11 protein-coding genes, 17 tRNA genes and 1 rRNA gene (1 of these 29 cut by a window edge) are annotated in these 25,353 nt (G+C 52.6%); 27 read left to right on the top strand and 2 right to left on the bottom strand.

Annotation, left to right across the window (positions count from 1 at the left end; genetic code table 11):
* The 19 genes from KJW29_RS31425 to KJW29_RS31515 all read left to right on the top strand — a co-directional run.
* A 23S ribosomal RNA gene (locus KJW29_RS31425) occupies nucleotides 1-2,314 on the top strand (it extends 619 nt beyond the left edge of the window).
* Between the two features lie 121 nt (nucleotides 2,315-2,435).
* Nucleotides 2,436-2,512, top strand: a tRNA-Ile gene (locus KJW29_RS31430).
* A 37-nt stretch (nucleotides 2,513-2,549) separates the two neighbouring features.
* Nucleotides 2,550-2,625, top strand: a tRNA-Asn gene (locus tag KJW29_RS31435).
* 3 nt (nucleotides 2,626-2,628) lie between these two features.
* A tRNA-Ser gene (locus KJW29_RS31440) sits at nucleotides 2,629-2,716 on the top strand.
* Nucleotides 2,717-2,720: 4 nt separating this feature from the next.
* Nucleotides 2,721-2,795: transfer RNA gene (locus KJW29_RS31445), tRNA-Glu, on the top strand.
* 5 nt (nucleotides 2,796-2,800) lie between these two features.
* A tRNA-Val gene (locus KJW29_RS31450) sits at nucleotides 2,801-2,876 on the top strand.
* Nucleotides 2,877-2,893: 17 nt separating this feature from the next.
* A tRNA-Met gene (locus KJW29_RS31455) sits at nucleotides 2,894-2,970 on the top strand.
* 34 nt (nucleotides 2,971-3,004) lie between these two features.
* Nucleotides 3,005-3,081, top strand: a tRNA-Asp gene (locus KJW29_RS31460).
* 15 nt (nucleotides 3,082-3,096) lie between these two features.
* Nucleotides 3,097-3,172, top strand: a tRNA-Phe gene (locus KJW29_RS31465).
* Between the two features lie 14 nt (nucleotides 3,173-3,186).
* Nucleotides 3,187-3,262 (top strand) — tRNA-Thr (locus tag KJW29_RS31470).
* 6 nt (nucleotides 3,263-3,268) lie between these two features.
* A tRNA-His gene (locus KJW29_RS31475) sits at nucleotides 3,269-3,344 on the top strand.
* A gap of 28 nt (nucleotides 3,345-3,372) precedes the next feature.
* Nucleotides 3,373-3,447: transfer RNA gene (locus KJW29_RS31480), tRNA-Gln, on the top strand.
* Between the two features lie 9 nt (nucleotides 3,448-3,456).
* Nucleotides 3,457-3,532, top strand: a tRNA-Lys gene (locus KJW29_RS31485).
* Nucleotides 3,533-3,541: 9 nt separating this feature from the next.
* Nucleotides 3,542-3,627 (top strand) — tRNA-Leu (locus KJW29_RS31490).
* A gap of 13 nt (nucleotides 3,628-3,640) precedes the next feature.
* A tRNA-Leu gene (locus tag KJW29_RS31495) sits at nucleotides 3,641-3,727 on the top strand.
* 6 nt (nucleotides 3,728-3,733) lie between these two features.
* A tRNA-Gly gene (locus KJW29_RS31500) sits at nucleotides 3,734-3,808 on the top strand.
* A gap of 11 nt (nucleotides 3,809-3,819) precedes the next feature.
* Nucleotides 3,820-3,896 (top strand) — tRNA-Arg (locus tag KJW29_RS31505).
* A gap of 6 nt (nucleotides 3,897-3,902) precedes the next feature.
* A tRNA-Pro gene (locus tag KJW29_RS31510) sits at nucleotides 3,903-3,976 on the top strand.
* A 119-nt stretch (nucleotides 3,977-4,095) separates the two neighbouring features.
* Nucleotides 4,096-4,644: a GNAT family N-acetyltransferase gene (locus tag KJW29_RS31515; RefSeq protein WP_214627552.1), complete on the top strand. Its 549-nt coding sequence runs from the start codon at nucleotides 4,096-4,098 to the stop codon at nucleotides 4,642-4,644.
* 102 nt (nucleotides 4,645-4,746) lie between these two features.
* On the opposite strand, the gene KJW29_RS31520 is transcribed toward KJW29_RS31515, so the two are convergent.
* The gene (locus tag KJW29_RS31520) at nucleotides 4,747-6,891 is read right to left on the bottom strand and encodes an alpha-galactosidase (RefSeq protein WP_214627553.1); all 2,145 of its coding nucleotides are present in this window, start codon (nucleotides 6,889-6,891) and stop codon (nucleotides 4,747-4,749) included.
* 108 nt (nucleotides 6,892-6,999) lie between these two features.
* Between KJW29_RS31520 and KJW29_RS31525 the strand changes: the two genes are divergently transcribed.
* On the top strand, nucleotides 7,000-7,875 hold the full coding sequence (locus KJW29_RS31525; protein WP_214627554.1) for an AraC family transcriptional regulator: 876 nt from the start codon (nucleotides 7,000-7,002) through the stop codon (nucleotides 7,873-7,875).
* 15 nt (nucleotides 7,876-7,890) lie between these two features.
* Here KJW29_RS31525 and KJW29_RS31530 read toward each other — a convergent pair whose 3' ends face one another.
* A complete protein-coding gene (locus KJW29_RS31530; RefSeq protein WP_214627555.1) occupies nucleotides 7,891-10,176 on the bottom strand; it encodes a helix-turn-helix domain-containing protein in 2,286 nt (761 codons plus the stop codon).
* 231 nt (nucleotides 10,177-10,407) lie between these two features.
* Here KJW29_RS31530 and KJW29_RS31535 point away from each other — a divergent pair, with 231 nt between their 5' ends.
* From KJW29_RS31535 to KJW29_RS31565, 7 genes are all read left to right on the top strand, one after another.
* On the top strand, nucleotides 10,408-11,358 hold the full coding sequence (locus KJW29_RS31535; RefSeq protein WP_373271323.1) for an ABC transporter permease: 951 nt from the start codon (nucleotides 10,408-10,410) through the stop codon (nucleotides 11,356-11,358).
* Nucleotides 11,359-11,374: 16 nt separating this feature from the next.
* Nucleotides 11,375-12,250, top strand: a complete 876-nt coding sequence (locus KJW29_RS31540) for a carbohydrate ABC transporter permease (RefSeq protein ID WP_246608461.1) — start codon at nucleotides 11,375-11,377, stop codon at nucleotides 12,248-12,250.
* Between the two features lie 70 nt (nucleotides 12,251-12,320).
* Entirely contained in the window at nucleotides 12,321-13,871 is a 1,551-nt protein-coding gene (locus KJW29_RS31545) for an extracellular solute-binding protein (protein ID WP_214627556.1), read from the top strand.
* A gap of 148 nt (nucleotides 13,872-14,019) precedes the next feature.
* Complete coding sequence (locus KJW29_RS31550) at nucleotides 14,020-15,879, top strand: GH39 family glycosyl hydrolase (protein ID WP_214627557.1); 1,860 nt, start codon at nucleotides 14,020-14,022, stop codon at nucleotides 15,877-15,879.
* A gap of 32 nt (nucleotides 15,880-15,911) precedes the next feature.
* Entirely contained in the window at nucleotides 15,912-22,268 is a 6,357-nt protein-coding gene (locus tag KJW29_RS31555; protein WP_214627558.1) for an S-layer homology domain-containing protein, read from the top strand.
* Nucleotides 22,269-22,424: 156 nt separating this feature from the next.
* Nucleotides 22,425-24,113 carry a ribonuclease J gene (locus tag KJW29_RS31560; RefSeq protein WP_214627559.1) on the top strand — a complete coding sequence of 563 codons (1,689 nt, stop codon included), beginning with the start codon at nucleotides 22,425-22,427 and terminating at the stop codon, nucleotides 24,111-24,113.
* A 30-nt stretch (nucleotides 24,114-24,143) separates the two neighbouring features.
* Nucleotides 24,144-25,349, top strand: a complete 1,206-nt coding sequence (locus KJW29_RS31565) for an MFS transporter (protein WP_214627560.1) — start codon at nucleotides 24,144-24,146, stop codon at nucleotides 25,347-25,349.
* Nucleotides 25,350-25,353: the final 4 nt, after the last annotated feature.

Here is a 25,353-nt window from a genome sequence, read left to right on the forward strand (position 1 = left end):
AATGAACCGGCGAGTTACGATTACGTGCAAGGTTAAGGTGGAAAGCCGGAGCCGCAGCGAAAGCGAGTCTGAATAGGGCGATTTGAGTACGTGGTCGTAGACCCGAAACCGTGTGATCTACCCCTGTCCAGGGTGAAGGTGCGGTAACACGCACTGGAGGCCCGAACCCACGCACGTTGAAAAGTGCGGGGATGAGGTGGGGGTAGCGGAGAAATTCCAATCGAACTCGGAGATAGCTGGTTCTCCCCGAAATAGCTTTAGGGCTAGCCTCGGTTATGAGTGTCGTGGAGGTAGAGCACTGATTGGGTGCGGGGCCCGCCAAGGGTTACCAAGTCTAGTCAAACTCCGAATGCCATTGACATGCTTACCGGGAGTCAGACAGTGAGTGCTAAGATCCATTGTCAAGAGGGAAACAGCCCAGATCATCAGCTAAGGTCCCCAAGTGTGTGTTAAGTGGGAAAGGATGTGGAGTTGCACAGACAACCAGGATGTTGGCTTAGAAGCAGCCACCATTTAAAGAGTGCGTAATAGCTCACTGGTCGAGTGACTCTGCGCCGAAAATGTAACGGGGCTAAACACACCACCGAAGCTATGACATTGCAGCTTGCTGCATTGGGTAGGGGAGCGTTGAATACGGATTGAAGTTGGACCGTGAGGACTGGTGGACTGTATTCAAGTGAGAATGCCGGTATGAGTAACGAAAAGACAAGTGAGAATCTTGTCCGCCGAAAGCCTAAGGGTTCCTGAGGAAGGCTCGTCCACTCAGGGTAAGTCGGGACCTAACGCGAGGCCGAAAGGCGTAGTGGAAGGACAACAGGTTGAAATTCCTGTACCACCGTAAGCCGTTATGAGCAATGGGGTGACACAGAAGGGCAGTGACGCGGGCTGATGGAATAGCCCGTCCAAGCAGTGAGGCTGACTTGTAGGCAAATCCGCAAGTCGTTAGGCTGGGCTGTGATGGGGAGCGAAAATTGCAGTAGCGAAGGTCATGTACTCCGGCTGTCAAGAAAAGCCTCTAGCCAGGTGATGGTGCCCGTACCGCAAACCGACACAGGTAGGCGAGCAGAGCATGCTAAGGCGCGCGGAAGAACTCTCGTTAAGGAACTCGGCAAAATGACCCCGTAACTTCGGGAGAAGGGGTGCCTCGGTAGGGTGAATAGCCCGAGGGGGCCGCAGTGAAAAGGCCCAATCGACTGTTTAGCAAAAACACAGGTCTGTGCGAAGCCGTAAGGCGAAGTATACGGGCTGACGCCTGCCCGGTGCTGGAAGGTTAAGGGGAGCGGTTAGGGGCAACCCGAAGCTGTGAACCGAAGCCCCAGTAAACGGCGGCCGTAACTATAACGGTCCTAAGGTAGCGAAATTCCTTGTCAGGTAAATTCTGACCCGCACGAATGGCGTAACGAATTGGGCGCTGTCTCAACGAGAGATCCGGTGAAATTTTAATACCTGTGAAGATGCAGGTTACCCGCGACAAGACGGAAAGACCCCATGGAGCTTTACTGCAGCTTGATATTGGACTTTGGTACGATCTGTACAGGATAGGTGGGAGCCTTTGAAGCCGGAGCGCCAGCTTCGGTGGAGGCGCCGTTGGGATACCACCCTGATCGTATCGGAGTTCTAACCTGGTACCGTGAATCCGGTACGGGGACCGTGTCAGGCGGGCAGTTTGACTGGGGCGGTCGCCTCCTAAAATGTAACGGAGGCGCCCAAAGGTTCCCTCAGAATGGTTGGAAATCATTCGAAGAGTGCAAAGGCATAAGGGAGCTTGACTGCGAGACCTACAAGTCGAGCAGGGACGAAAGTCGGGCTTAGTGATCCGGTGGTACCGAATGGAAGGGCCATCGCTCAACGGATAAAAGCTACCCTGGGGATAACAGGCTTATCTCCCCCAAGAGTCCACATCGACGGGGAGGTTTGGCACCTCGATGTCGGCTCATCGCATCCTGGGGCTGAAGTAGGTCCCAAGGGTTGGGCTGTTCGCCCATTAAAGCGGTACGCGAGCTGGGTTCAGAACGTCGTGAGACAGTTCGGTCCCTATCTGTCGCGGGCGTAGGAAATTTGAGAGGAGCTGTCCTTAGTACGAGAGGACCGGGATGGACGTACCGCTGGTGTACCAGTTGTTCCGCCAGGAGCACCGCTGGGTAGCCAAGTACGGACGGGATAAGCGCTGAAAGCATCTAAGCGTGAAGCCCCCCTCAAGATGAGATTTCCCAGTATGTAAGACCCCTTGAAGACGACGAGGTTGATAGGTTCGGGGTGGAAGCACAGCAATGTGTGGAGCTGACGAATACTAATCGGTCGAGGGCTTATCCTAATCGCTTATTTGGTCATACAGCCGGTAAGCAAGCTAAAGATTCAGCTAAACTTTCGTATCCAGTTTTCAGGGTGTAATATTCATACAATGAAATCACCCCACAGTGATGTGGGTTTTTTATTGGCCTTTAGCTCAGCTGGTTAGAGCGCACCCCTGATAAGGGTGAGGTCGGTGGTTCGAGTCCACTAAGGCCAACCATTCAAAATCTTACGGCATTATCCCATAGTTCGACTATTCCCTGATAGCTCAGTTGGTAGAGCACTCGACTGTTAATCGAGTTGTCACAGGTTCGAGTCCTGTTCGGGGAGCCATGCAGAGAGGTGTCCGAGTGGTCGAAGGAGCACGATTGGAAATCGTGTATACGGCAACGTATCGAGGGTTCGAATCCCTTCCTCTCTGCCAGTAAGGCCCGTTGGTCAAGGGGTTAAGACACCTCCCTTTCACGGAGGTAACAGGGGTTCGAATCCCCTACGGGTCACCATTTACGGAGGATTAGCTCAGCTGGGAGAGCATCTGCCTTACAAGCAGAGGGTCGGCGGTTCGATCCCGTCATCCTCCACCATAGAATTTCCTTAATGACGCGGGGTGGAGCAGCTCGGTAGCTCGTCGGGCTCATAACCCGAAGGCCGCAGGTTCAAATCCTGCCCCCGCAACCAAATTACCTTGGTTGTATTTTGATAAACATAATGTGGAGCTGTGGTGTAGAGGCCTAACATGCCTGCCTGTCACGCAGGAGACCGCGGGTTCGAATCCCGTCAGCTCCGCCATTTATGGCATCATAAGGCTCGGTAGCTCAGTCGGTAGAGCAGAGGACTGAAAATCCTCGTGTCGGCGGTTCGATTCCGTCCCGAGCCACCATATAACATTCATATGCCGCTGTAGCTCAACTGGTAGAGCAACTGACTTGTAATCAGTAGGTTGGGGGTTCAAGTCCTCTCGGCGGCACCACATATGGCGGTCGTGGCGAAGTGGTTAACGCATCGGTTTGTGGATCCGACATTCGGGGGTTCAATTCCCCTCGATCGCCCCATGTACAACTTTAACGAAATATCCAGTGTTGGGGATTAGCCAAGCGGTAAGGCAACGGACTTTGACTCCGTCACTCCAAGGTTCGAATCCTTGATCCCCAGCCATTTTATTAAGAGCCATTAGCTCAGTTGGTAGAGCACCTGACTTTTAATCAGGGTGTCGAAGGTTCGAGTCCTTCATGGCTCACCAGTTTTATACGCGGTTGTGGTGGAATGGCAGACACGCTATCTTGAGGGGGTAGTGGGCGTACGCCCGTGGAGGTTCGAGTCCTCTCAACCGCACCATACAAATCCATATGCGGTCATGGCGGAATTGGCAGACGCGCTAGATTCAGGTTCTAGTGTCAGCAATGACGTGGAGGTTCGAGTCCTCTTGACCGCACCATGATTTGCGGAAGTGGCTCAGCGGTAGAGCATCGCCTTGCCAAGGCGAGGGTCGCGGGTTCGATTCCCGTCTTCCGCTCCATTTTTATATTTGCGGCCTTAGCTCAGCTGGATAGAGCGTTTGACTACGAATCAAAAGGTCAGGAGTTCGAATCTCTTAGGCCGCGCCATTTTTACGGGATGTAGCTCAGCTTGGTAGAGCACCTGGTTTGGGACCAGGGGGTCGCATGTTCAAATCGTGTCATCCCGATACCAGCAACAAGCGCGTTATCCAAATTGGATAACGCGCTTGTTTTTTGATCACACAGGAATTGATGAGTTTCCGAGCTTGTCGATCCAGGGACTCGTTTATTAGCAAGGATGGTGCAGATGTCGGAGCAGCGAATCTACGTTCGTTTCCCGGAAGAAGCGGACGCTGCGGAACTAGCCGCAATGAATAAGCGCAACCGGACGTTCTTTGAACTATTTTCCCCGAGTACCCCTGAAGCTTTTTATACAGAGGAGCACCAGCTTCAGTTGGTCATAAAGAGCAAGACCGACAGAATGGAAGATCGGCGATATTCTTTCGTGATTTGCCATAAGGATGATGATCGAATTATTGGAAGCATAACGTTATCCTTCGTAGCCCGAGGACCGCTTCAGAGCTGCATGATCGGCTATAGTCTGGACCAGGCTAATAACGGCAAAGGCTATATGACGGACGCAGTAAAGCTGGTCGTGAAGTATGCTTTTGAAGAACTGAAGTTCCATCGGATCGTAGGCGAGGTTTCGCCAAACAATCCCGGGTCAATCCGGGTGCTTGAGAAGGCCGGCTTCCATAAGGAAGGAATTGCGCGAAGCAACTTATTGGTTAACGGGAAGTGGGAGGATCATCAAGTGTTGGCCATTATTAATCCGGCAGACGACAATCGGCCTTAGTTTGTAATATAGCAATCTAAGAGAAGGAAGGGCCGCGAGTCCATTCGGAAGAGCACTGACAGCTTCCTGTCGAGTGCTCTTTGCTTATTTGCGACTAAGCTTCTATATCTCATACCGATAAATCGCGAAAGTGAACGGCGCCGGCCGCGAGAAGATATATTCTCCCTGATCATTCTGTTCAAGGATAACGGGAGCTTCACTCCGATTCGTTGCCAGTGTATCCTTCTCATCCATGCGGAGCAGCTCGGTTACCTTGAGAGCCGGGGGTCCGGAGGTTCCTTCGCTTGCCTTGATCCCCCACAGCTTCATTGGATATTCCGATGACGGATTCAACTCTCTAAATACCAGAATGTATCCGCTGTTACTCCCCGTGATGCTTTGCAGGCCCGTCCAACTCGTTCCTTTAGGCTCTTCGCCGATAGGAAGAACATGGCCCGCCAGGATTTGCTTATGGTGGGGCTTCAGGGCTCGGATGACCGCTGCCAAGGCAGCGGTTTGATCAACGTCCAGCGCCGTCAACTCCATCCAGGCCAGCGGGTTTGTGAAGGCGGTAACGGCAAAGGAGTATATCTGGCCGCAGGCTGAAGGTGCCAGCGGATCACCGGAATATTGCTCCTTATTGCGGTTAACATTTAAAAACTCCATCTGTAGCTTCGTAGCGGATACATAAGGTGCAAGCATCCATATATTGCGTAAACTCCAATGCGGGTAATAGTTCCTCCAATCGGTGTAACGGTTTTCCAAGAAGATATTCCCGTACTGCGTATTGCCCATATACCCGAATCGCTTCTGAGAGGTCGTATCCAGGTTGAAATCTACCTGCCCCCCGGTCGCTTGGATCACTTGTCTCAGGATACCCAGTAAACGCGCTTCGCCGACCTTCGAGCAAATATGGATGCCGTCCAGCTTGAAGGCGCAAATATCGTATTCCCGATGCAGCTTAACCAGCGTCTCGATATCCTTCTCCCAGTTCGCGTAATCGTTCGCGGAGTCTGGTGAATACCATAAGCCCAGCTTGATGTTCTGCTCACGGGCAAGCCGAGTAATCGGCGTCAGCCCTCGAGGGAACCGCTCCGGATGAACGCTCCAGAAGTCGCCGCCTCCGTTATAATAGTCGCTCCATCTCCCGCCGACAGCTTGAGCGTTGACGGAGTTGCTCGTAACGCCCTTCTGCCAGCCGTCGTCAATTTGCACAATATCAATCCCTAGCTCGGCTGCTGCTTGCAGCTCTGCCAGCAGGAATTCTTCGCACACACGCCCATCCTTGGAACGGTCTCCCCACGTATTGCTCATGATGAAGCTGTCCCGTTCGGGTTTATGAACTCGAAGGCTTCGATGATACTCGTCGATGAGCTTATAGCCGCTATAAGCATCGCCGTCATACACGCCGACTGTAGTTCCATAAGCCGCAACCTCTTCTTGCTTCAAGAGGTCATTGGTACCGATGCCGGAACCGATGACCGACAGGACCTGTCCCTGGAACTGAAAGTCCATCCCCCGATCCTGCAGATGACCTAGCGGCGTAGCGCCTTCCTTGATCAGCATAAGACCGCTGCGATGGAGGCTGCTCTGGAGCAGAAGGATATTGCCTCGCAGGCTTCGCTTTTCATTACGATATAATAGACCGGAGTCCTTGCCCACCAGATTATTGTTCGTGTCGGTTTGGTCGCGGAAGCTGACCGTCTCCCAGCTGCAGTGGAGCTCCTGAAGCTCCAGACGCTCGCAATAATCGTTGACGATCAAGGCCTTCTGTTTGTTGTTGTCGTCCAACTGGAACGCAGCGGGCGAGGACGCTGTCCCGGTTGAATCCTCCGCTGGTGCAACCAAAATCGGGAAACCGTCTTGATCCGACGTATAGCCCTTTGGAAGCAATGCATACTCTGTTCGTATAAACGATCCGAATGGATAGACCCTGGCGGTTAAACGAACGATCCGATCGAAGCCTACGAATTGCAAATCAACATCCGCACGCAACTGTTTTTTGGCCACCCCATAATCATCATCGACGAAGGATGTGATAAAGACGGCCTCGGGCTTTGCAGAAGCAGGGAGCCACGGGAATTCGAAGGCGGCCGCTTGGGGCTCGGCTTTAAGCCACTCTCTGTTGTTCTGTTTATCCCGTATGGACAGGCTGACAGGCTTGCCTTGATGAAAGGACCAGCTGCGTTCCATAAGGCTGTTACCGATCCGTAACAGAGTGCCCTCGATGCGGACATAACAATCTTCCCAGTCCCACCTATTCGACATCGAAAAGTTCACTCCCGAGTAGTATAATATTTGTAAGATGATTTTATTATAAATTCAATAAATGCGGGATTAAATAGTAAATATTTTGAGGAACGGTGGTAATATATTGTGCATAAAACGTATGGGTTTCATTATGCTGAGGCTGACAGCAGTTATCTGTTTAAGCTTTTCTCCATCGGGCACGAGACAGTGACTAGCGACGCTTATCGCTGGAATGGGCTGAAGCGCGGGGGCAAAGGGATGATCTTCCAATATTCACTGCAAGGGGGAGGCAGGCTGCGGGTAGGCAAGGAAATCTATGCGGTTCCAAAAGGGCATGCCTTTGTAGTGAGCATTCCTAGCGACCACGAATATTACTTCGATTCCACTTTGGCGGACAGCTGGGAACTGATATGGATCCGATTCGAGCTGATCGGGGAGGATTGGTTGTCGAAGGAGCTGATGAGATTGGGCAGCCCCGTCGTTGAGCTAGGAGCTGACACACTGCCGCTTCAATTGCTCTGGGCATTGCATAGAGATTCGGCGGCCAAGCAACTGGGAGATCGATATGACCTGTCCCTGCGAATCTACGAGTTGCTGGTTGCCTTCCAGCGCAGCTTACACAGCAGAGGCCCCTATAAGGGAAGCGAGCTGCCTCAGACGTACAGAGAGGTGGCTGCTTATATCGATAAGAACTATCATCGCGACCTGACCTTGGACCAACTGGCGGAGGTTGCGGGATTAAGCAAATATCATTTGTGCACTAGGTTTCCCCACTTTTTTGGCGTCACTCCGATGGACTATGTCCGTAATCGGCGGTTGGAGCAGGCGGCCGAACTGCTGAGGACATCCGATCTGCCGATTACCGAGATTGCCACACGTTGCGGCTTCAGCAATGTCAGTTATTTTGGCAAGGTGTTTCATAAAATCATCGGGATGTCCCCAAGCACCTATCGCGAGGCGAAGGAGGGGCAGGTGCAGAGCCGGTTACGGCTGCTGGAGTAGTTAAGATGGGTTGGTTCAGGCTTGCTCCCGGTATTGGCCCGGAGTGACGCCGGTATGCTTCTTGAAAATTCGATGAAAGTAAGCGGGCTGGTAACCGACCTGCTCGGCGACATCATTGATTTTCACGTTCGTAGTCCAGAGAAGGTCCTTTGCCTTGTCCAGGCGGTAGTTGGTCAAGTAGTCGATGAACGTAAATCCGGTAACCTGTTTGAAACCGACGCTCAGTTTGCGAGGATAGGTGCCGTGCAGATCCGCGCAGCTATCCAATGATAGATCCTTCATATAATCCCGGTGAATCGTATTCAGAACGGAATCCACGAGCTCCTTTAAGTAAAGCTTCTGCGTTTGCGCCATCTCGGCCAAAAAAGGCGGGACCACATCCTTCTTCAGCCATTCCATAATAGCGGCAGGCTCGCGCAGGGCGACCAGCTGCTCATTCATGAGCCCGCCATACAACTGGAGGAGGTTGAAGCCGGAGTGGGCAATGGCTTGCTGGATGCTTCCGAACAACTGGTACAGCCCTTGGCGGATCTGAAGCTCGGTAGCCGCCCGCTCTTGCAGACGTTCGAGAAAGACGTCCATTAATTGGTTTACCTCTTCTTCAGCGACTCCCATGCGAAGAGCATGAATAAGGACCTTTTCCTCCTCGAACGGATACGGCGTTTCGTGGCTGCCATGGGGCAGAAGCTCCTCGATGTCAAGCACCTGAAGCACTTCATGCGCCTGCCTGTGCTTTAAAGCCTGAAGCGTTTCTTCCATCGCATCGGGAATTTCCCCGGCGGTCTGGACGACCTTGCTGATTCCGATCGTGACTTTGACGCGAAGAAAATGATGCATGGTCGAAGCCAGCTCCTCGGCCATCCGGAACAATTCGGCCCTTTGCTCGTGAACGGATTGAGCGGCCCGTGCCGGAAGAAGAATGCCGACATTCAGATTTTGAAAATTGATCACATCGATTCCCTCGGGCCAGCCTTGCATGAACTCCTTGGCAATGTTAGCGGCTGCAAAAGTGGCCAGCTGCTCGTCCTCTTGAGAGAACTTGGAGCCGGCGGCGGCCAAGCCGTGCAGTCCGATGACCAGCAGCAGCCATTTTTTGTCCCTAGCCTGACATCCGTACTTTTCCAGTCTTTCTACGATTTCCTCGTTCGTGAGAGCATACAGATGCCCTTGTGCAAGCTGTAGAATGAAGCCTTCTCTGAGCGTAGGCAACTGGGACTGCAGCCGCTGCTGCAGTTTTTTTCTTTCCAGCAGGACATGCGTCCACTGGTCCACGATGAGTTCGAATTCATTGACCGTATCATCGGATTTTTTGTCTGACGAGAATACGTGAACCAGCTGCTGGATCGGTGTATACATCCTTCTGGAGGCCATCCAGGATAACCATAATCCGATCAGAAGCATGGCTAAACTGATACCCAGAATATATCGTGAAATAAGGATAACCGGCTTGGTAACGTTGGCCAGCGGTGTTGCGGTAGCGACAATCCATCTTTCTTGAATGCGCTTAATTTCTCTGTAAGAGACGGAATACCTCTTCCCGTTCTCTGAGGTAACGAACGAATCGCTGGGAGTATTCGAATTCCTGATCATATCCCGGATGCCAAGGTCGACAGGACTGGGCTTGTCTGCCGGGTTTCTGCCGGCAGAGATAATCTGCGCGTCTTCCTTAAGCAGGAGAGTAGCGCCGCGGGCATCAGGCTCGGCATCAGCAATGATTTTGTGCAGCAGATCGGCTTTGATCCGGAACACCATGACGATATTCGACTTCACCGTTCCTTTCGCAAGACGAACAACGAGTGAATAAGGGGAGGCGTTCTTCAGATTGCCGGGAGGCAGCGAATCGCTCCAGAATATATTGTATGGCGTTTGAAGTAGCTGCCGGTAAGCGGCCAATGTCGTCTCCGCCGGCCGTTCGATGCCGAACGTGTCGGAGATTATGGCGTCGTCCTTTTCCAGAAATACATATACTTCCTCGATAAGCGGGTCGGAGGATTTGATAATGGTAAGGCTTCTATATAACTCCTGAACCATCTTAGGATCCTGATAGATATCCAACTGCTGAAGCGGCGAGCTGAAGGAGCTGTTATACGCCCACAGCATAGCGACCATTTCCAGATGGTTTAATTGGCCGTCGATCCGTTCGATGACGCTGTTCATGGCCGTTTGATGCGAACGGTTCAGCTCCCGCTCGATATGAAACGTGCCGAATGCATGGATGAACAGTCCCGCCATGGCAGTGGGCAGCGTAGTGAGGGCAATGATCAATAGCAGGCTTTTACGGAAAAAGGAGCTTTTCCACATAGGTGTACCCCCGGATCTGTAATTTCGGTCGATCTAGTAGATCAATTATAAGCCGAACCCTATAAAATCGCTATTGCACTTTGTTGAAAATAGGCGTATTCATGGATGTCCACACCGCTTTTTGCAAATATCCAGTAGGCGTGATAATCCGTTCGGGATATGATTCGGGCATAACGTCAATTAAGATGCTAAAGGCTGGTGAGGTCCATGAGAAACGCAGACGCAGGAGTAATGGAGTTGGAGGAGAGTTCTTCCTCTCTAGATAAGAAACGCCGGGCTTCCAACGTTTGGCGTTCCCTGAGCAGGGACAAGCAGCTGTATCTGCTTGCTCTACCTGCGATATTATTTTTTCTGTTATTCAAATACGTCCCCATGTGGGGAGTGCTGATCGCGTTCCAAAAATATTCGCCGTTTCTCGGGTTTATGGAAAGCGAATGGGTGGGACTGGATCATTTCAAACGGTTCTTTTCCCATAACGATTTTTGGATACTGCTGCGCAATACGCTTGCGATTAACGTGCTTAGCTTAACGCTGTTCTTTCCGCTTCCGATCATCCTGTCACTGATGTTGAACGAGGTGCGGGTTGAATGGTTCAAGAAATCCGTGCAATCGATCATCTATTTGCCTCATTTTTTATCCTGGGTTATTATCGCGGGTTTGACGTTCCTGATGCTGGGATATTCGGAGGGACTGGTCAACAAGATGCTCGAAGCTTTCGGGTTTTCCCGCGTCGAATTTTTGACCAATCCGGATTTTTTCTGGCTGATGCTGACGCTGCAATCCATTTGGAAGGAAGCGGGCTGGGGAACGGTCATTTTTCTGGCGGCGATCGCATCAGTCGATCCCCAGCTATATGAAGCGTCGAGGATGGACGGTGCAGGCAGACTCCGCCAGATGTGGCACGTAACGCTTCCGGCCATCCGCAATGTCATCGTCATCCTGCTGATTCTGAGAATCGGCCATATGATGGACGTCGGCTTCGAACAGGTTTATCTGATGATGAATGGCGCCGTTGCCGATGTGGCGGACGTATTCGATACGTACGTCTACCGGAGCGGGATCGAGCAGGGGCAATTCAGCTACAGCACCGCAATCGGCTTGTTCAAGTCCGTCGTCGGACTGATCCTGGTCGTCGGGTCCAACTATTTGGCCAAAAAAATCGGAGACGACGGCATTTACTAAAAGGAGGGAGATTCCCGTGAGATATAAAGAAGATAGGTGGTTTGATGCGCTTGTCGTCATTGTGCTGGTGGCGGTATCGCTGATCATGCTTTTCCCGTTCTACTATGTATTCGTCGCATCGTTTACATCGCCCATTGAATTTCTGGAGAAAGGGTTCGTACTCTGGCCCGAGCATTGGACGCTAAGCTCCTACAGATACTTGCTCTCGAACAGTGTATTCACGGATGCCACGCTGATCAGCGCCTTTCTGGCAACGGTCGGAACGGCGCTTAGCCTGTTGATCACGGCGGCCGCAGCGTATGCTTTCTCGAGGAAGAGGCTTTTCGGACGGCGAGTCTTTTTAATTCTCATTCTGATGACGACCTTGTTCCATCCCGGCATTATCCCTAACTACCTGGTCGTCCGTTCGTTAGGCTTGGTGAATAACATCTGGGCATTGATTTTGCCCGTATTGTCCAGCGGCTGGTATATGATTTTGCTTAAGGGCTTTTTCGAGAGCATGCCCGACGAATTGGAGGAGGCCGGGAAAATGGACGGGGCCAGCGATTTTGGCGTATTTGCCAGAATCATTCTGCCCTTGTCCCTGCCGGCAATGGCCGCCTTCGGCTTGTTTTTCGCCGTCGGGTATTGGAATACGTTCTTCTCGGCGGTTCTGTATATTAACAAGCCGGAGCTGCAGCCTCTTCAGGTCGTGCTTAAGATGCTGCTTATCGAATCGTCCAGCACGGCGTCCGGCGAGATTGTGAATCAGCTGAATTCGGAAATCCAAATACCGACGGAAACGCTGAAGATGGCCGCGGTTATCATCGCGACCTTGCCGATTCTATTAGTTTATCCTTTGCTGCAGAAGCACTTCGCCAAGGGGGTGATGGTCGGCTCGATTAAAGGATAAGCGATGGTAGTGTAGTAAAAGATGAGAAACGGTATACGAAGATGGCAATAAACAAGGGGAGGCGTTTCTTTTGAAAGGTAAACAACAATTAATCGCACTAACTTCGGTCTTTCTGGCGGGCAGCGTTCTGCTTGCCGCTTGCGGCGGAAACGAAAAGAATGATGTCTCCAATACCACCAAGCCTATCGAACAGGAGGGTCCGCTGCCGATTATCGTATTCGCCAGACAAAATGCCGCCGAGGCTGTAGCCAAAGACAATCCGCTGCTAAAGGAACTGGAGAAACGGACGAATACGGATTTGAACATTACTTGGGTGCCGGTCAATACACTGGCGGAGAAGACCAAAATCACGATCTCCTCCGGAGATATTCCCGAAATGATGTATATTGAGAACGTGTTTGATTCCTTATTTGTACAAGCGGCGTTCGATGGAGCGTTCTGGGATTTGACTCCCTATATTAAGGATTATCCGAATTTGTCCGCGCTGCCTCAGACGATCTGGGACAACTCCAAGATTCAAGGCAAAAATTACGTCGTGCCCCGTCCGCGTCCGCTGGAAGGCGGCGGTTCGATGCCGCTGCTCCGGAAGGATTGGCTGGACAAGCTCGGTTTGCCGGTGCCGGAGACAATCGACGAGTTTTATGAGGCAGCCAAGGCGTTTACGGAGAAGGATCCGGACGGCAACGGCAAAGCGGATACCTACGGCATAGCAGGGGATGTATCTCCGAACACCATGGGTTCGTACGCATGGATCGAGCAAGCCTTTACCCGCAGTCCTTCCACTACGGGATTCCTGCTTAAGGACGGAGAGCTTTCGCCGGCCGTCTTCGACCCTGGAATCAAAAGCGCGTTGGAGTTTATGAAGAAAGCCTATGAAGAGAACGTCATCCCGGCGGACTTCGCCGTGATGAAAAATTCCCAGGCCCGCGATGCATTCATGGGCAATAAAGCGGGCATGCTCGGCTCCTCGATCAAGCCGCAATGGCTGTTTACGGAAGCGCTCCGGAAGATCGAACCCACGGGGGATATTTATCCGGTGCCGTACATAACCGGGCCGTTGGGTAAATACGCGCAGAAGGATATCGGTTACTTCGGCTCTTACGCGATTCCGAAGAAGGTCCCGGAAGAGAAGATGAAGAAGATTTTGGCGGTTCTGGATAAAGGGTTGACGCCGGAGGTCGGAGACTTGGCGAGCTACGGTCTGAAGGACGTTCACTACAAGGCTTTAGATGGAGACGACAGTTATATCATGGCCACGGAGCAGGCGAAAACCGATAACATCAGTCCGATCCTTAACAACCTGGCTAACCTGTTTTCCACTTATAACAAATACAGCAACGCTTTCCTTGCCGGGATTCCGCAGGATCTGTACGACCGCAACAAGGAAGTGATCGACGAACGGGAGAAGGTCAGCGTATCGAATCCTTCCCACGGTTTGATTTCCGAAACCTACATGGTTATCGGCCCGGATCTGGAGAAGAAAATCCAGGATTTAAAAGTCCAAGTCATTATGAACAAAGAGCCGCTTTCCGCTTGGGATGAATTCGTAAACAAGCTCAAAGAAGACCCGCAGCTGCAAAAAGCGACCGCGGAGATGAACGAGGCGTACAAAAATAAATAAGCATAAACTCGGAGCGAGCCTCGAAGAGACGCGCTCCCTACCCGCATCAAGCTCTGGCCCCAAGGCCAGAGCTGAAGCGGAATCTACATTCCGGGCAGCTTCAACAGCTTCAACAGCTTCAACATAAACGTTGACGGGAGGACTGTATATGCAAGCAAAGAAATGGGCGGGGATTCTGTTTCTGAGTCTGATTTTCGCGTTTACCGCGGTTCAGCCGGCGGCTGCAGTAGACAGCGATTATTTCGGCGTTGTAGAGCATCCGCACAGGTATGCCGATTATTCGGCCTTAATCGATCAAATAGAAGCGACGCAGACCAAGTGGATTCGCATTTCTCCGGACTGGAACGCGATCGAGACGGCTAAGGGGGTGTATAATTCAACCTTTCTCGACAGGCTTGATGACATCGTCGACCAGTTACATGCCAAGGACATCAAGATCCTATTTATATTAGGATTCACCCCCTCATGGGCTTCTTCGAATCCGACGGCTCCCTTCCCCGACCGTACCCGGTATAAACCGGCCAATTGGTCCGATTGGGAGGACTACGTGCAGTTTATCGCAACCCGCTATCAGGGAAAGGTGACGGATTGGGAGGTATGGAACGAGCCGGATCATTTGGGATTCTGGAAGGATTCGGTTGCCGATTATAAAACGCTGCTGGAGAAAGCCTATATTCAGCTGAAGAACGTGGATCCCAGTAATCGTGTTTTGATGGCAGGCCTTGCCTTGAACGATGGGACCCAGGACTCCTACGGGTTAAATACGTTTTTCGACTCGCTGCTGGCAAACGGGGCGGGAGATTACATGGATGTTGTCAATTACCATGCCTATGGCTCGTCGGCCAATCTGATCGCCAAGTATAACGGCATGATGGATGTATTAAACAAATATGGTCTTTCCGGCAAAGACATCTGGGTGACCGAGACCGGCTATCGGAACAGCGGAGACAAGGAAAGCCCGAAAGCCAATTTTGTCGACGAAACGTATTTACTGCATAAGCAGTTCAGCAATATTAAACGGATATTTTGGTACAACTACCGGCGAACGGGAACAACCGGCGCGGTAGAGGAAAATTTCGGACTGGCCGATGCCGGCCTCAATCCATTGAAAGCGCTTTACTATTATCAGGCCGCCAATGGGGCACAATCTTTTTTTGGCGATCAGACAGAGAACGTGTTAACCCTTTATGTAAACGACAGTCCTCATGACAGCGGCATTACGCCGGTTAACGGCAATATGAAGGTAACCGAAGACCAATACATGTATTTTAAAATAAACGACAATTGGCTTTATGGAACGAATGAAGGCCTGGATCCGCTTGTTTATATAGACGTCACTTATCTGGATGACGGAACGGGCAGGTGGCGGCTTCATTATGATGCGCAGAGCAATGCGTACAAGAATGCAGGTACGGTCAATAAGTCAAACAGTCAAACATGGATCACGCAAAGCTTCGCGCTGACCGACGCCAAGTTCTCCAACTCGCAAAATGCAGGCTCCGATTTCCGCATCTGGGCCGAGCTGGGCGACTTAACGGTAAAAAGCGTGACGGTCCGCAAGGAAGACAATGCCGCCAGAGCGATTCTTCAGACGGAAAACAAGCAAAAGCTGATAGAGCAAGTCTTATCGACTGACCCGGCAATGGAAAGCTACACAACAGTGGAAACCATCGGAGGGCTAACCGCGCGAAGAATCGGCGGCAATACCAAATACGCTTACTTCCGCGTTTCCGATGCATTTGCTCGAGCAGGTAACACGAATCTGACGATAGGCGTTCAATACTTTGATGAAGGCACGGATTCAATCCGGATTCAATACAATTCGACAGGAAGCAATTATCAAAATGTGTACATCGCAAAAACGGGCACCAATACCTGGAAGACCGCGCAGTTTGCCGTTACGAATGCGAATTTCTCGAATCTGCAGAATTACTCCGCGGATCTTCGTATCGGCAATAATTATGACGGCAGCGTAGAATACATCCGCATGGTGGAAATTATTCGTTAGCGAATCGTTAACAAAAAAAGGAGCGACAAGCCTTGAAGAAAAAAACAATTCCTGCGCTGCTGCTAGCAGCGATTCTGTTCGGGTTGAACGTTACCGGAGCTTTGGCCGCAGTCAACCGGCTAGGAACGCCGCCGGCCGGATGGCAAACGTCAACGCCGCAGGAAAACACCTTTCAAGTCGAAGGGGCCGAAGAGACATTTATTTTGTTGGACAACCGGCAGGACGACGATTCGGCTTTTTTTATCATGACGAAGGAGGCATACGGAGCAAGAGCGTTCGACCCGGACCGTACAACGAAATTCGATGTGGACGACCCCAATAATATCGCCTATTGGTTGAACCATGATTTCATGCAGAATGGCAACGGCGGAAGAAGCCTTCCGGCGGGCATTGTCGAGTTTATCGACAGAAACCATGTCTGGGAAACGGAAGGCTGCCGCTCGGACAGCATTTGCCCCGCTGATTATACGACGACGGCCGGGATTGCCCTTTTGTCCCAGACGGAATACATTCAGTATGCCTCCAAGTTTGGCGTTCGCGACGGAGTCGGAAGCTCGTCCGAAGGCTGGTGGCTGCGAACTGCAAGGGGACTATCGGCCACCTCCGCAAGCCTGATGCTCCGCGTCAGGACGGATGATGCAGCGCTTGGCCAAACGCATGAGTTGGCTGCAAGCTATGCCAATGCCTTTGTCAAACCGGTGTTTTTTCTTAATGAGGATTTTTTTGCAAAAGTGAAGCTCCGTGTGGACACGATGGGCGAGCAAGTCAAACAAACCATTCTAAGCCGGTACGTCCCCGGACAACTGCAAGGATGGGGAACGGCTCAATATTCGGACGAGGAATTGGTTAAAATCGGATTTCAATTGCCGCAATCCATTATTGTAAGCGATTTCGAGCGAGGAATCGACGGTTGGACGGCAAGTACGCCGCAAGCGGTGCTCGTTCAAGACGGCAGTGCGCCTTTCGAAGGGGCCTACGCTGCCAGATGGGACGCCGATTTCTCGGACGGAGGCGCCGAGGTCCGATTGGACAGAACGCTGCCGGTGCCAATCCATATCAATGAGCTGCGGATTTCATTCCGAACCGTCGATATGAACGGCGTCTTCCTGGAATTATCGGACACGTCGGGCCGAACGGAACGATATACGGTAGAGCTTGATGCCGACGGTATTTGGCATGAAGCAGCCGTGGCGAATGACGCGGCTTTGGGCGCGATCGAGAAGCTTTCGATTGTCATCCCCAAAGAAAGGTTGAACGCGGGCGCAGCGGGCGGAAGCCTTTACCTGGATCAAGTAAAGATGTTGGTGCCTGGCGAGCTTGCCGGAAACGGCGGGTTCGAACAAGGGCTGTGGCTCGACCGCAGCGCCGCGGTTTCCATCGATACGTCGTTGCCCCATACCGGCGCGCAGTCAGCGCGAATCGAAGGCGGGGCAGCCGAATCATATATGTCGACGATTGTCAGGGTTGATCCAAGCGAACCGGCCGAATTGACCGTATGGATCAAGACGGACGGGATTTCGAAGGCAAACGCCGGGCATATCGAGGTTGTCGAGCTGGATGGTTATGGCGCTCCGATCGGCGACGTGAAATCCATCTACGTTACGGATACGGAGACGATGGACTGGAGCCGAATCGACGCATCGCTTGGTTTGGTGGACAGCCGCGCCGCATTTTTGAAGCTGTTTGTCCGCTTGGAGGGCGGAACGGCCGGTTCGCTGTATGTGGATGATGTCGAGATCGCCGCGTACTCCGAATCCGTCCAATTGACATTTCAACAGCTGGGTTATATTTTCGACCCGGAGGAAGTGCAAATCGGTCTCTCTATCCATCATAACGCATCCACGGAAAAAACATATACGGTGCTTCCATCCGTGCCTACCGATCCTCAAATGTTTGAGCCGGTCGAGGTAATAGCAGCTCCCGGCGGAGAAAACCTGTCGAACATCCCTCTTCCGGGCTTGAAGAACGGCCTTCATCAGCTTCGGGTAGAAATAAAAGAAGGGCAGCGAAGCGTCAAAGTATTGGAGCAAGCCTTCTCGGTTATGCCGACTTATCAACCGCAGTTTGGCGACAGCGAATCGATTGCCGGCATATCGACCCACTTTGCTTTGGAAAACCGGACCGGCTTGAATGAAGCCGGGCTTATGGACAGAGCCGGATTCCGGACAGTGCGCGACGAGCTGCAGTGGAATAAAGTGGAGAAAACGCCCGGCGTTCTCGATTTTGAGCGGCATGACGGTTGGGTGAATGAATTGTCGGACAGAGGCATTCAAATTATCGGAGTGATCAATGGCAACTTAACCTACTATAGCGGACTGGACGGGGTGACGAACTCCTATAAATACGGTCCCAGATCGATGAAAGAGCTGGATGGCATCGCCAATTACGCCTATGAAACGGCGCGTCATTACAAAGGAAAAGTCGATACCTTTGAAATTTGGAACGAGCCTAACCTGAAAGGCTTCTGGATGCCGGAGCCGAACGTAACGGATTACGCCGCGATGGTCAAGAGAGTCGCCGAGGCCATTCGTCTAGGAAATCCGGATGCGGTCATCATTGCCGGATCGGTAGCCAATCAGCAGGGATACACGTATCTGAACGATATGCTCGAGAATGGCGTATTCCCGTATATTGACGCCATCTCGTTTCATCCGTACAGCTGGCCTAATGATCCCGATACCCAATACGAGTCGAAGCTGCAAAATTATGCGGATACGCTCAAGCCTTTTGGCGCGTGGAAGGATTTATACGTCACGGAGGTAAACTGGCATACGGCCGATAACATCCAGGGCGTAAGCGAGGAGCTTCAGGCGCGTTACCTCATCAAGCATTACGCCATCAGCGCGGATCACGGCCTGAAGGTCAGTTCGATATACGATTGGCGCAACGATGGCGAGGATCCGTTGTCCAATGAGCATAATTACGGGATAACGCATGCCGATTATTCGGCGAAACGATCCTTGATCGCTTTGAATCAATTCAACAGAACGCTTGCGGCAGCGCAGTTCATAGGGGAGATGGATCTCGGCGCGGACCTGAAAGCGTACGCTTATTTGCGGGATGGAAAGCCGATCCTGCTGATGTGGTCGAACGATGGGGAGAAAACATACGACTTCGACGGCGAAACCGTAAAAGTGACGGATATGGACGGCAACCCGGCGGGCGCGCAATCCAACATATCCGTCGGAGAAAATCCGGTTTATGTGGAAGGCTTGAGCGACGAATGGCTGCTTAAAGCAGTCTCCTCCCGGTTGGCGAAGGATTACGAGAACTGGCTTGCCGCGGCGGAAGCGGAGCTCGGAGCTTCGGCGGTTGCCGATATTCGTCCGGCTATTGCAGAGCTGAAATTGTACGCCGAACAACTAAACGGCCAGTCGGCCATGCCTTCATCCACTGTCGTTGCAAGCTTGTTAACAGAGCATTATAGCCAAGGAAACCTCCTGATCGAACAGATGGGATCAGGGACACTGAACAATGAGTCCGTGATGTCCATCCTGTATGAACTCTACCGCGCAGGCGAAGCCTGGGAAAGATTGCTATCGGCAAGCGCCGATTCGCAAGCGATGCCTGCGGAGCTTGCATCCATTGCGGATTTAAGCGACGTGTCGGCGCAAATTCAGGATAAGGTCCGTCTGAGCGGCGGCGGTTCTTTGCCGTTTGCCGAGGAAGTGCTCCGGCACGCCAAAAAGCGGAACGGGCTGGCGGTCTCCTACAAGGCTGGCGGGCGAGTCGGCCCGGCAATCGCTTGGGACAAGGCCTCCTCGCTGTTGTTGCAATGGTCGGAGAAGCTGGCGGCGTTCGAAGCCGTAAACCGTACGGACGTGTTCATCCATGTCGCTCCTTCCGCCGTCACCATGCACGAAGGGGATCAAGCCGAATTCAAGGTTACCGTAAGCAGCGATTCGGCTCCCATAGCGGGTCAGATCCGCATAGTCGACGAAAACGGCAAGAGTCTGGGAGAAGAGCGGGAGCTGGTGCTTGCCGGCGGAGAACGGAAGGAACTGACGCTGGGGCTCGAGGATACTTTAGATTTGAAGGCTGGCTCCTATGCGTTCAAAATCGAAATTGTACAGAACGGTCTAGTGCTTCAGACGCAATTGCTTCCCGTAACGGTCAAAAGCAAATTCGATCTCGAGCTGCTTCCATCGGCCAGTACGCTATCCGGGCTGGAAACGATCGATGTAAAGGTCACCAACCTGTTTGCCTCGACTGTAACGGGGGGTGTTGCCCTAGAGGCTCCGGAGGGCTGGAGGCTGCAAACGGAAAACATCCAAGTAACGCTGACGGCGGGCGCGGAGCAAGTGGTTTCTTTCCCGGTCGAACAGTTCGCGCGGAAGCCTTTCAACGAGTATGCCTTTCGCATGTCTATCCGGGATGAGGATGGGGAAGCGTTAATAAGCAAAGAATCGTTGCTTTCCTTCATCGTAACCGCGAAGGCGAACCAGCCGGTCGACATCGGAGATAGGGACGCCGGATTGCAGGCATGGCAGGACGCTTATCCCTTGTACCTGAATCAACCGGAGAACCCGGCTTCGGAAGCGCAATGGCAAAACGGCAATGCGAGCGCCAAAATGTATGCTTTGTGGGATGATGAGGCATTTTACGTGCTGGCAAAGGTATATGACGACTACATGAGCAACAACATGCACGGCGCTTCTATTTGGAACGGCGACAGCGTGCAGCTTGCCTTTGATACAAAAAATCAAAAAACGACGACATACAATGCCGATATGTACGAATATGCCTTTGCTTTGACCGGCACGCTGGAGGAAACGTTCGCATTCAGCGCGGCCGGAGGGAAAACGCCGGGAGCGAGGCCTGGAGATTGGTCCAACATCACTAGGGACGAAGGGCGGAAGCTGACGTTGTATACCATTCGGATACCGAAGTCCGAATTGACGCCGATGGTTCTTGAAACCGGCTACGTTTTTGGTTTTAACGCGGCTATTAACGACGGGGATATGCTCGATCGCGAAAGTTATCATGAATTCACGAAGGGGCTCGCTTCATCAAAAAATCCAAGTCATTACTACAGCTGGAAGCTGGTGGAAGCGGATATTATTCGGGAGACGGAAGGTGTGATCGTCCCTCGACCCATCATTCCGGTTGACCCTGAAAGGATAAGGCTGAATACTTCTGCCGCTTCGGCGACGACAGAAACGGCATCGGACGGATCGCGCGTGACCAGGTTCGTCTTTGAAGCAGATCAGGTTTCGGATGCGTTCGAACGATTAAAAGAGTATGCGATCGGAAAGCGCTCGATTATCATTCAGACCCCGCAGGAAGAATCCCGCGTGAGGGTCGAACTGCCGGCCAGCGTTCTGGCGGCCGCCGCAACGTCGATCCAGGGAGCCTACGTGATCGTTCAATCCGGGGCCATTAGCTATGAACTGCCGCTGGCGGCTATCGACTGGTCGGACATGGCGACATGGCCGGTTGGAGAAGAGGGAGAGTCGATGTATATCTCCATTTCCATCCATCGACATGAGGATCGCGACGCGGCCCGCATCAACCAAACATTAAAGGATGCCGGCTTGCGCCCGTTAACCGTCCCGGTCGAATTCACGGTTGCTGCGCACTCCGATGACGGCAAAGTCGAATTAAACGATTTCGGGAACACCTATGTCGCGAGGATGATTCCGGTTGACGGCGCGGTCAATCCAGCTGAACTATCGGGCGTTCGCCTGGATCCCCTGACCGGAGAGAGCTACTTCGTCCCTACCGTGTTCGAAAGGCGAGACGGCCTATTCATGGCAAAGCTGATGCGCCCGGGCAACAGCATTTATACCGTGGTGGAGAATAAAGCTCATTTTGCCGATATCGCGGGGCATTGGGCGAAGGGGGACATCGAGTTGATGGCATCCAAGCTGGTCGTAAAAGGCCGCAATGAGCAGCAATTTGCTCCTGACAGCAGATTGACCCGAGCGGAATTCACCGCTTTGCTTGTCCGTTCTCTGGGGTTGGAAGCAGCAGCTCCCGCCAACTCGCGATTTGCCGACCTTCGGCAGCAGGACTGGTTCTACGGTTACGTTCACGCCGCTTATAAGGCCGGCTTGGTCGATGGCGTCTCGGAAAGCCGATTCGAACCCGATGCGGCGGTTACCCGGGAGCAAATCGCCGTAATGACCGATCGTGCCCTTAAGTTTGCGCGAAGCGGCCAAAGCCGTGCAGAAGCAACGCAGGGGAGCGGGACAACGGGGCTGGCGCCGTTCAATGATCGTGCCGAGGTCAGCGTCTGGGCGCGGACCGGGGTCGAGACGATGATCAATGCCGGCTTGATGAGCGGAATCTCGGAGCATCGATTTGCTCCCCATGAATCGGCGACGCGCGCGCAAGCTGCCGTTCTCGTCAAACGGTTACTGCTTCACCTCGGATTTATCAACAACTGAAATAAATAACCGCGATGAAGCGCCACTCGTTTTTTGAATGCCAACGATATCTTATTTGCAAGCAGCTCGGCAGGGCTTTTCTTTATGCGAAGAGTGTATAACCGAGTACCCGGGAGACGCATAATAGTCGCATTAATGTAAACCTGGAGGTCCTCAATGGAAGCGAATCCTACAGATAATGACACGAAAATCGGCCTTTCGATTTTTGCGTTGGGCGGCGTATTCGAAATCGGCAAAAACATGTACGTCGTTGAATACGGCGACGATCTTGTGGTCATCGACTGTGGCTCGAAATTCCCGGATGAAAGCCTGCTCGGCATTGATTTGATTACCCCGGATATCGGCTACCTGCTGCAAAATAAAGATAAAGTACGGGCCCTCGTCATTACGCATGGCCATGAAGATCATATCGGCGGCGTCCCTTATTTTCTCAAGCAGCTTCGCGTCCCGGTGTATGCGACCCGTCTCACGCTTGGCCTGATCGAATTGAAGTTGAAGGAGCATCGCCTGAAGAAAACCGAACTTCACGAAATAACGGCAGCTTCCGTGCTTGCGCTAGGCAAGTTGAAACTAAGCTTCTTCCGAACCAACCACAGCATCCCCGATTGCCTTGGCATTGTGCTCGATACGCCGGCCGGCCGGGTCGTCCATACGGGGGACTTCAAGTTCGATCTGTCTCCGGCGAATGGGCAATATCCCGAGATTCATAAAATGGCCCGAATTGGCGAAGAAGGAGTTCTTGTGCTTCTATCGGAGAGCACGAATGCGGAGCGACCGGGGTTCACGCCTTCCGAGAGCTTGGTCGGAGACAAGATCATGGAGGCGTTCCAGAAGGCCAGGCATCGCGTATTCCTGTCGACGTTCGCCTCTAACGTGAGTCGCCTGCAGCAGGTGGTCGACGCGGCGATCCATACGGAGCGCAAGCTTGCTTTGATGGGACGAAGTATGGTTAACGTCGTGAACGTCGCGCTGGATTACGGTTATTTGACGATGCCCGAGGGCATGCTTATCGATATTAAGGATGCTAGCGAGCTCCCAAGGGACAAGGTTGCCATTTTGTGCACGGGAAGTCAAGGGGAGCCCATGGCTGCTCTGTCGCGCCTAGCCAACGGCAACTTTGCTCAAATGGATCTGCTGCCCGAGGATACGGTCATCTTCGCGTCATCGCCCATTCCAGGCAACGAACGCAGCGTAGCCGCCGTTCTGGATCAATTGTATCTGCGAGGCGCCTACGTGATTCATGGCTCCGGATCATCGACGGGGATGCATGTTTCCGGTCATGGGAGTCAGGAAGAGCTTAAGCTGATGCTTACTTTAATGAAGCCAGCCTATTTTGTGCCCATCCACGGAGAGTATCGGATGTTGGTCCGGCATAAGGAACTGGCTCAATCCGTAGGCATGGATGGCAATGACGTATTCCTTATGCGCAATGGCGACGTGCTGAACGTTACCCGGCATGGTGCGGAGCAGAACCGCAAGGTGACCGCAGGCAATACGCTGATCGATGGTCTGGGCATCGGCGATGTCGGAAACGTTGTCCTGCGGGACCGCAAACATTTGGCGGAGGATGGCATTCTGATTGTCGTGGTGACGCTCAGCAGCGATGAGGGGGCCCTGTTATCCAGACCGGAGATTATTACACGGGGGTTCGTGCACGTTAAGGAATCAGAGGCGTTGCTGGCCGAGTTGAATCAGAGAGTAACCGCGGACGTTTCGGAGCTGCTGGCGGGCGAGAATCGCAAGTGGTCGGTGCTGAAGCATGTCATCCGCAAAAGCTGCGGCAGTCTCATCTTGGAGCGAACGCGCAGACGTCCGATGATTTTGCCCGTCATTATTGAGGTGTAAGCCTTATATCGAATGGGGACCAGACGCGAGATGGAGAAGAAAAAATGGGATTTGGCTGCACTGGCGAGCATCCCTTTGATTATGACATTGGCTAATTCGATGCTGATACCCGTACTGCCGCTTATGCAGAAAAAAATGGGCATTACCGGCATTCAAACAAGCCTTATTATTACGGTATACGCCGCTATCTCAATCCTGTGCATTCCCATTGCGGGATACTTATCCGATAAGCATGGCAGGAAGAAGATCATCCTGATCGGCTTGTCCATAACGGCCATTGGCGGCGCGATCTCCGGGCTAGGGGCCTGGTTGCTCAGTACCGGCGCTTATTGGACGATTCTGGCAGGGAGATTCGTTCAGGGGATCGGAGCGGCAGGAGCCTTCCCGATCGTCTTGCCAATTGTTGGCGATATGTTCAAAAGCGATGATGAGGTAAGCAATTCGCTTGGCATTATCGAAACGTCCAATACATTCGGCAAGGTGGTCAGTCCCGTGCTGGGGTCCGCCCTCGCAATGGTCGTTTGGTATCTACCGCTGGCCGTCATTCCGTTCCTGTCGGTCCTGTCCATAGCGGCGGTCGCCATCCTGGTGAAAGCGCCGAAGCAGCAAGAAGGCGAAGCCCCGGGATTCCGCGAATTTCTTCGCGGCCTCAAAGAGACGTTAGCCAGGAACGGGCTTTGGCTTTACGCTATTTTCCTGATCGGATGCATGGCCATGTTTATTATGTTCGGGTTCCTCTATTATCTCTCCAACACGCTGGAAGACGAATACAGCATCAAGAATATTCAGAAGGGGCTTGTGCTTGCCATACCGTTATTCGCCATATGTTCGTCATCGTTCGCTGCGGGGAAGATCATCGGCAAGAAGAAAACCGTCATGAAGTGGTGCACGGTCATCGGACTGGCGCTTTTGTCCGCCACGATGATCGTCTGCGGGCTTCATCGCACGGACTCTCTAGTTTGGCTGATCGTTCTGCTTTTCCTGGGGGGAATGGGCATCGGCATGTCGCTGCCCAGTCTGGATGCGTTGATCACGGAGGGTATCGAGAAGGAAGAGCGAGGCACCATTACTTCACTATACAGCAGCGCGAGATTTATCGGAGTGGCCGGGGGCCCGTTAGTTGCATCAACGCTGATGAAACAGGAAAGATGGCTGTTCTACATGTTCGCGGCGATCGGAATCGTCTGCTGTCTGGTCGCCTTGTTCGCTCTCAAGCCGAAGAAGGGTGACGAATGAAAAG

Source organism: Paenibacillus agaridevorans, from assembly GCF_018604145.1.
Classification (GTDB): Bacteria; Bacillota; Bacilli; order Paenibacillales; family Paenibacillaceae; genus Pristimantibacillus; species Pristimantibacillus agaridevorans.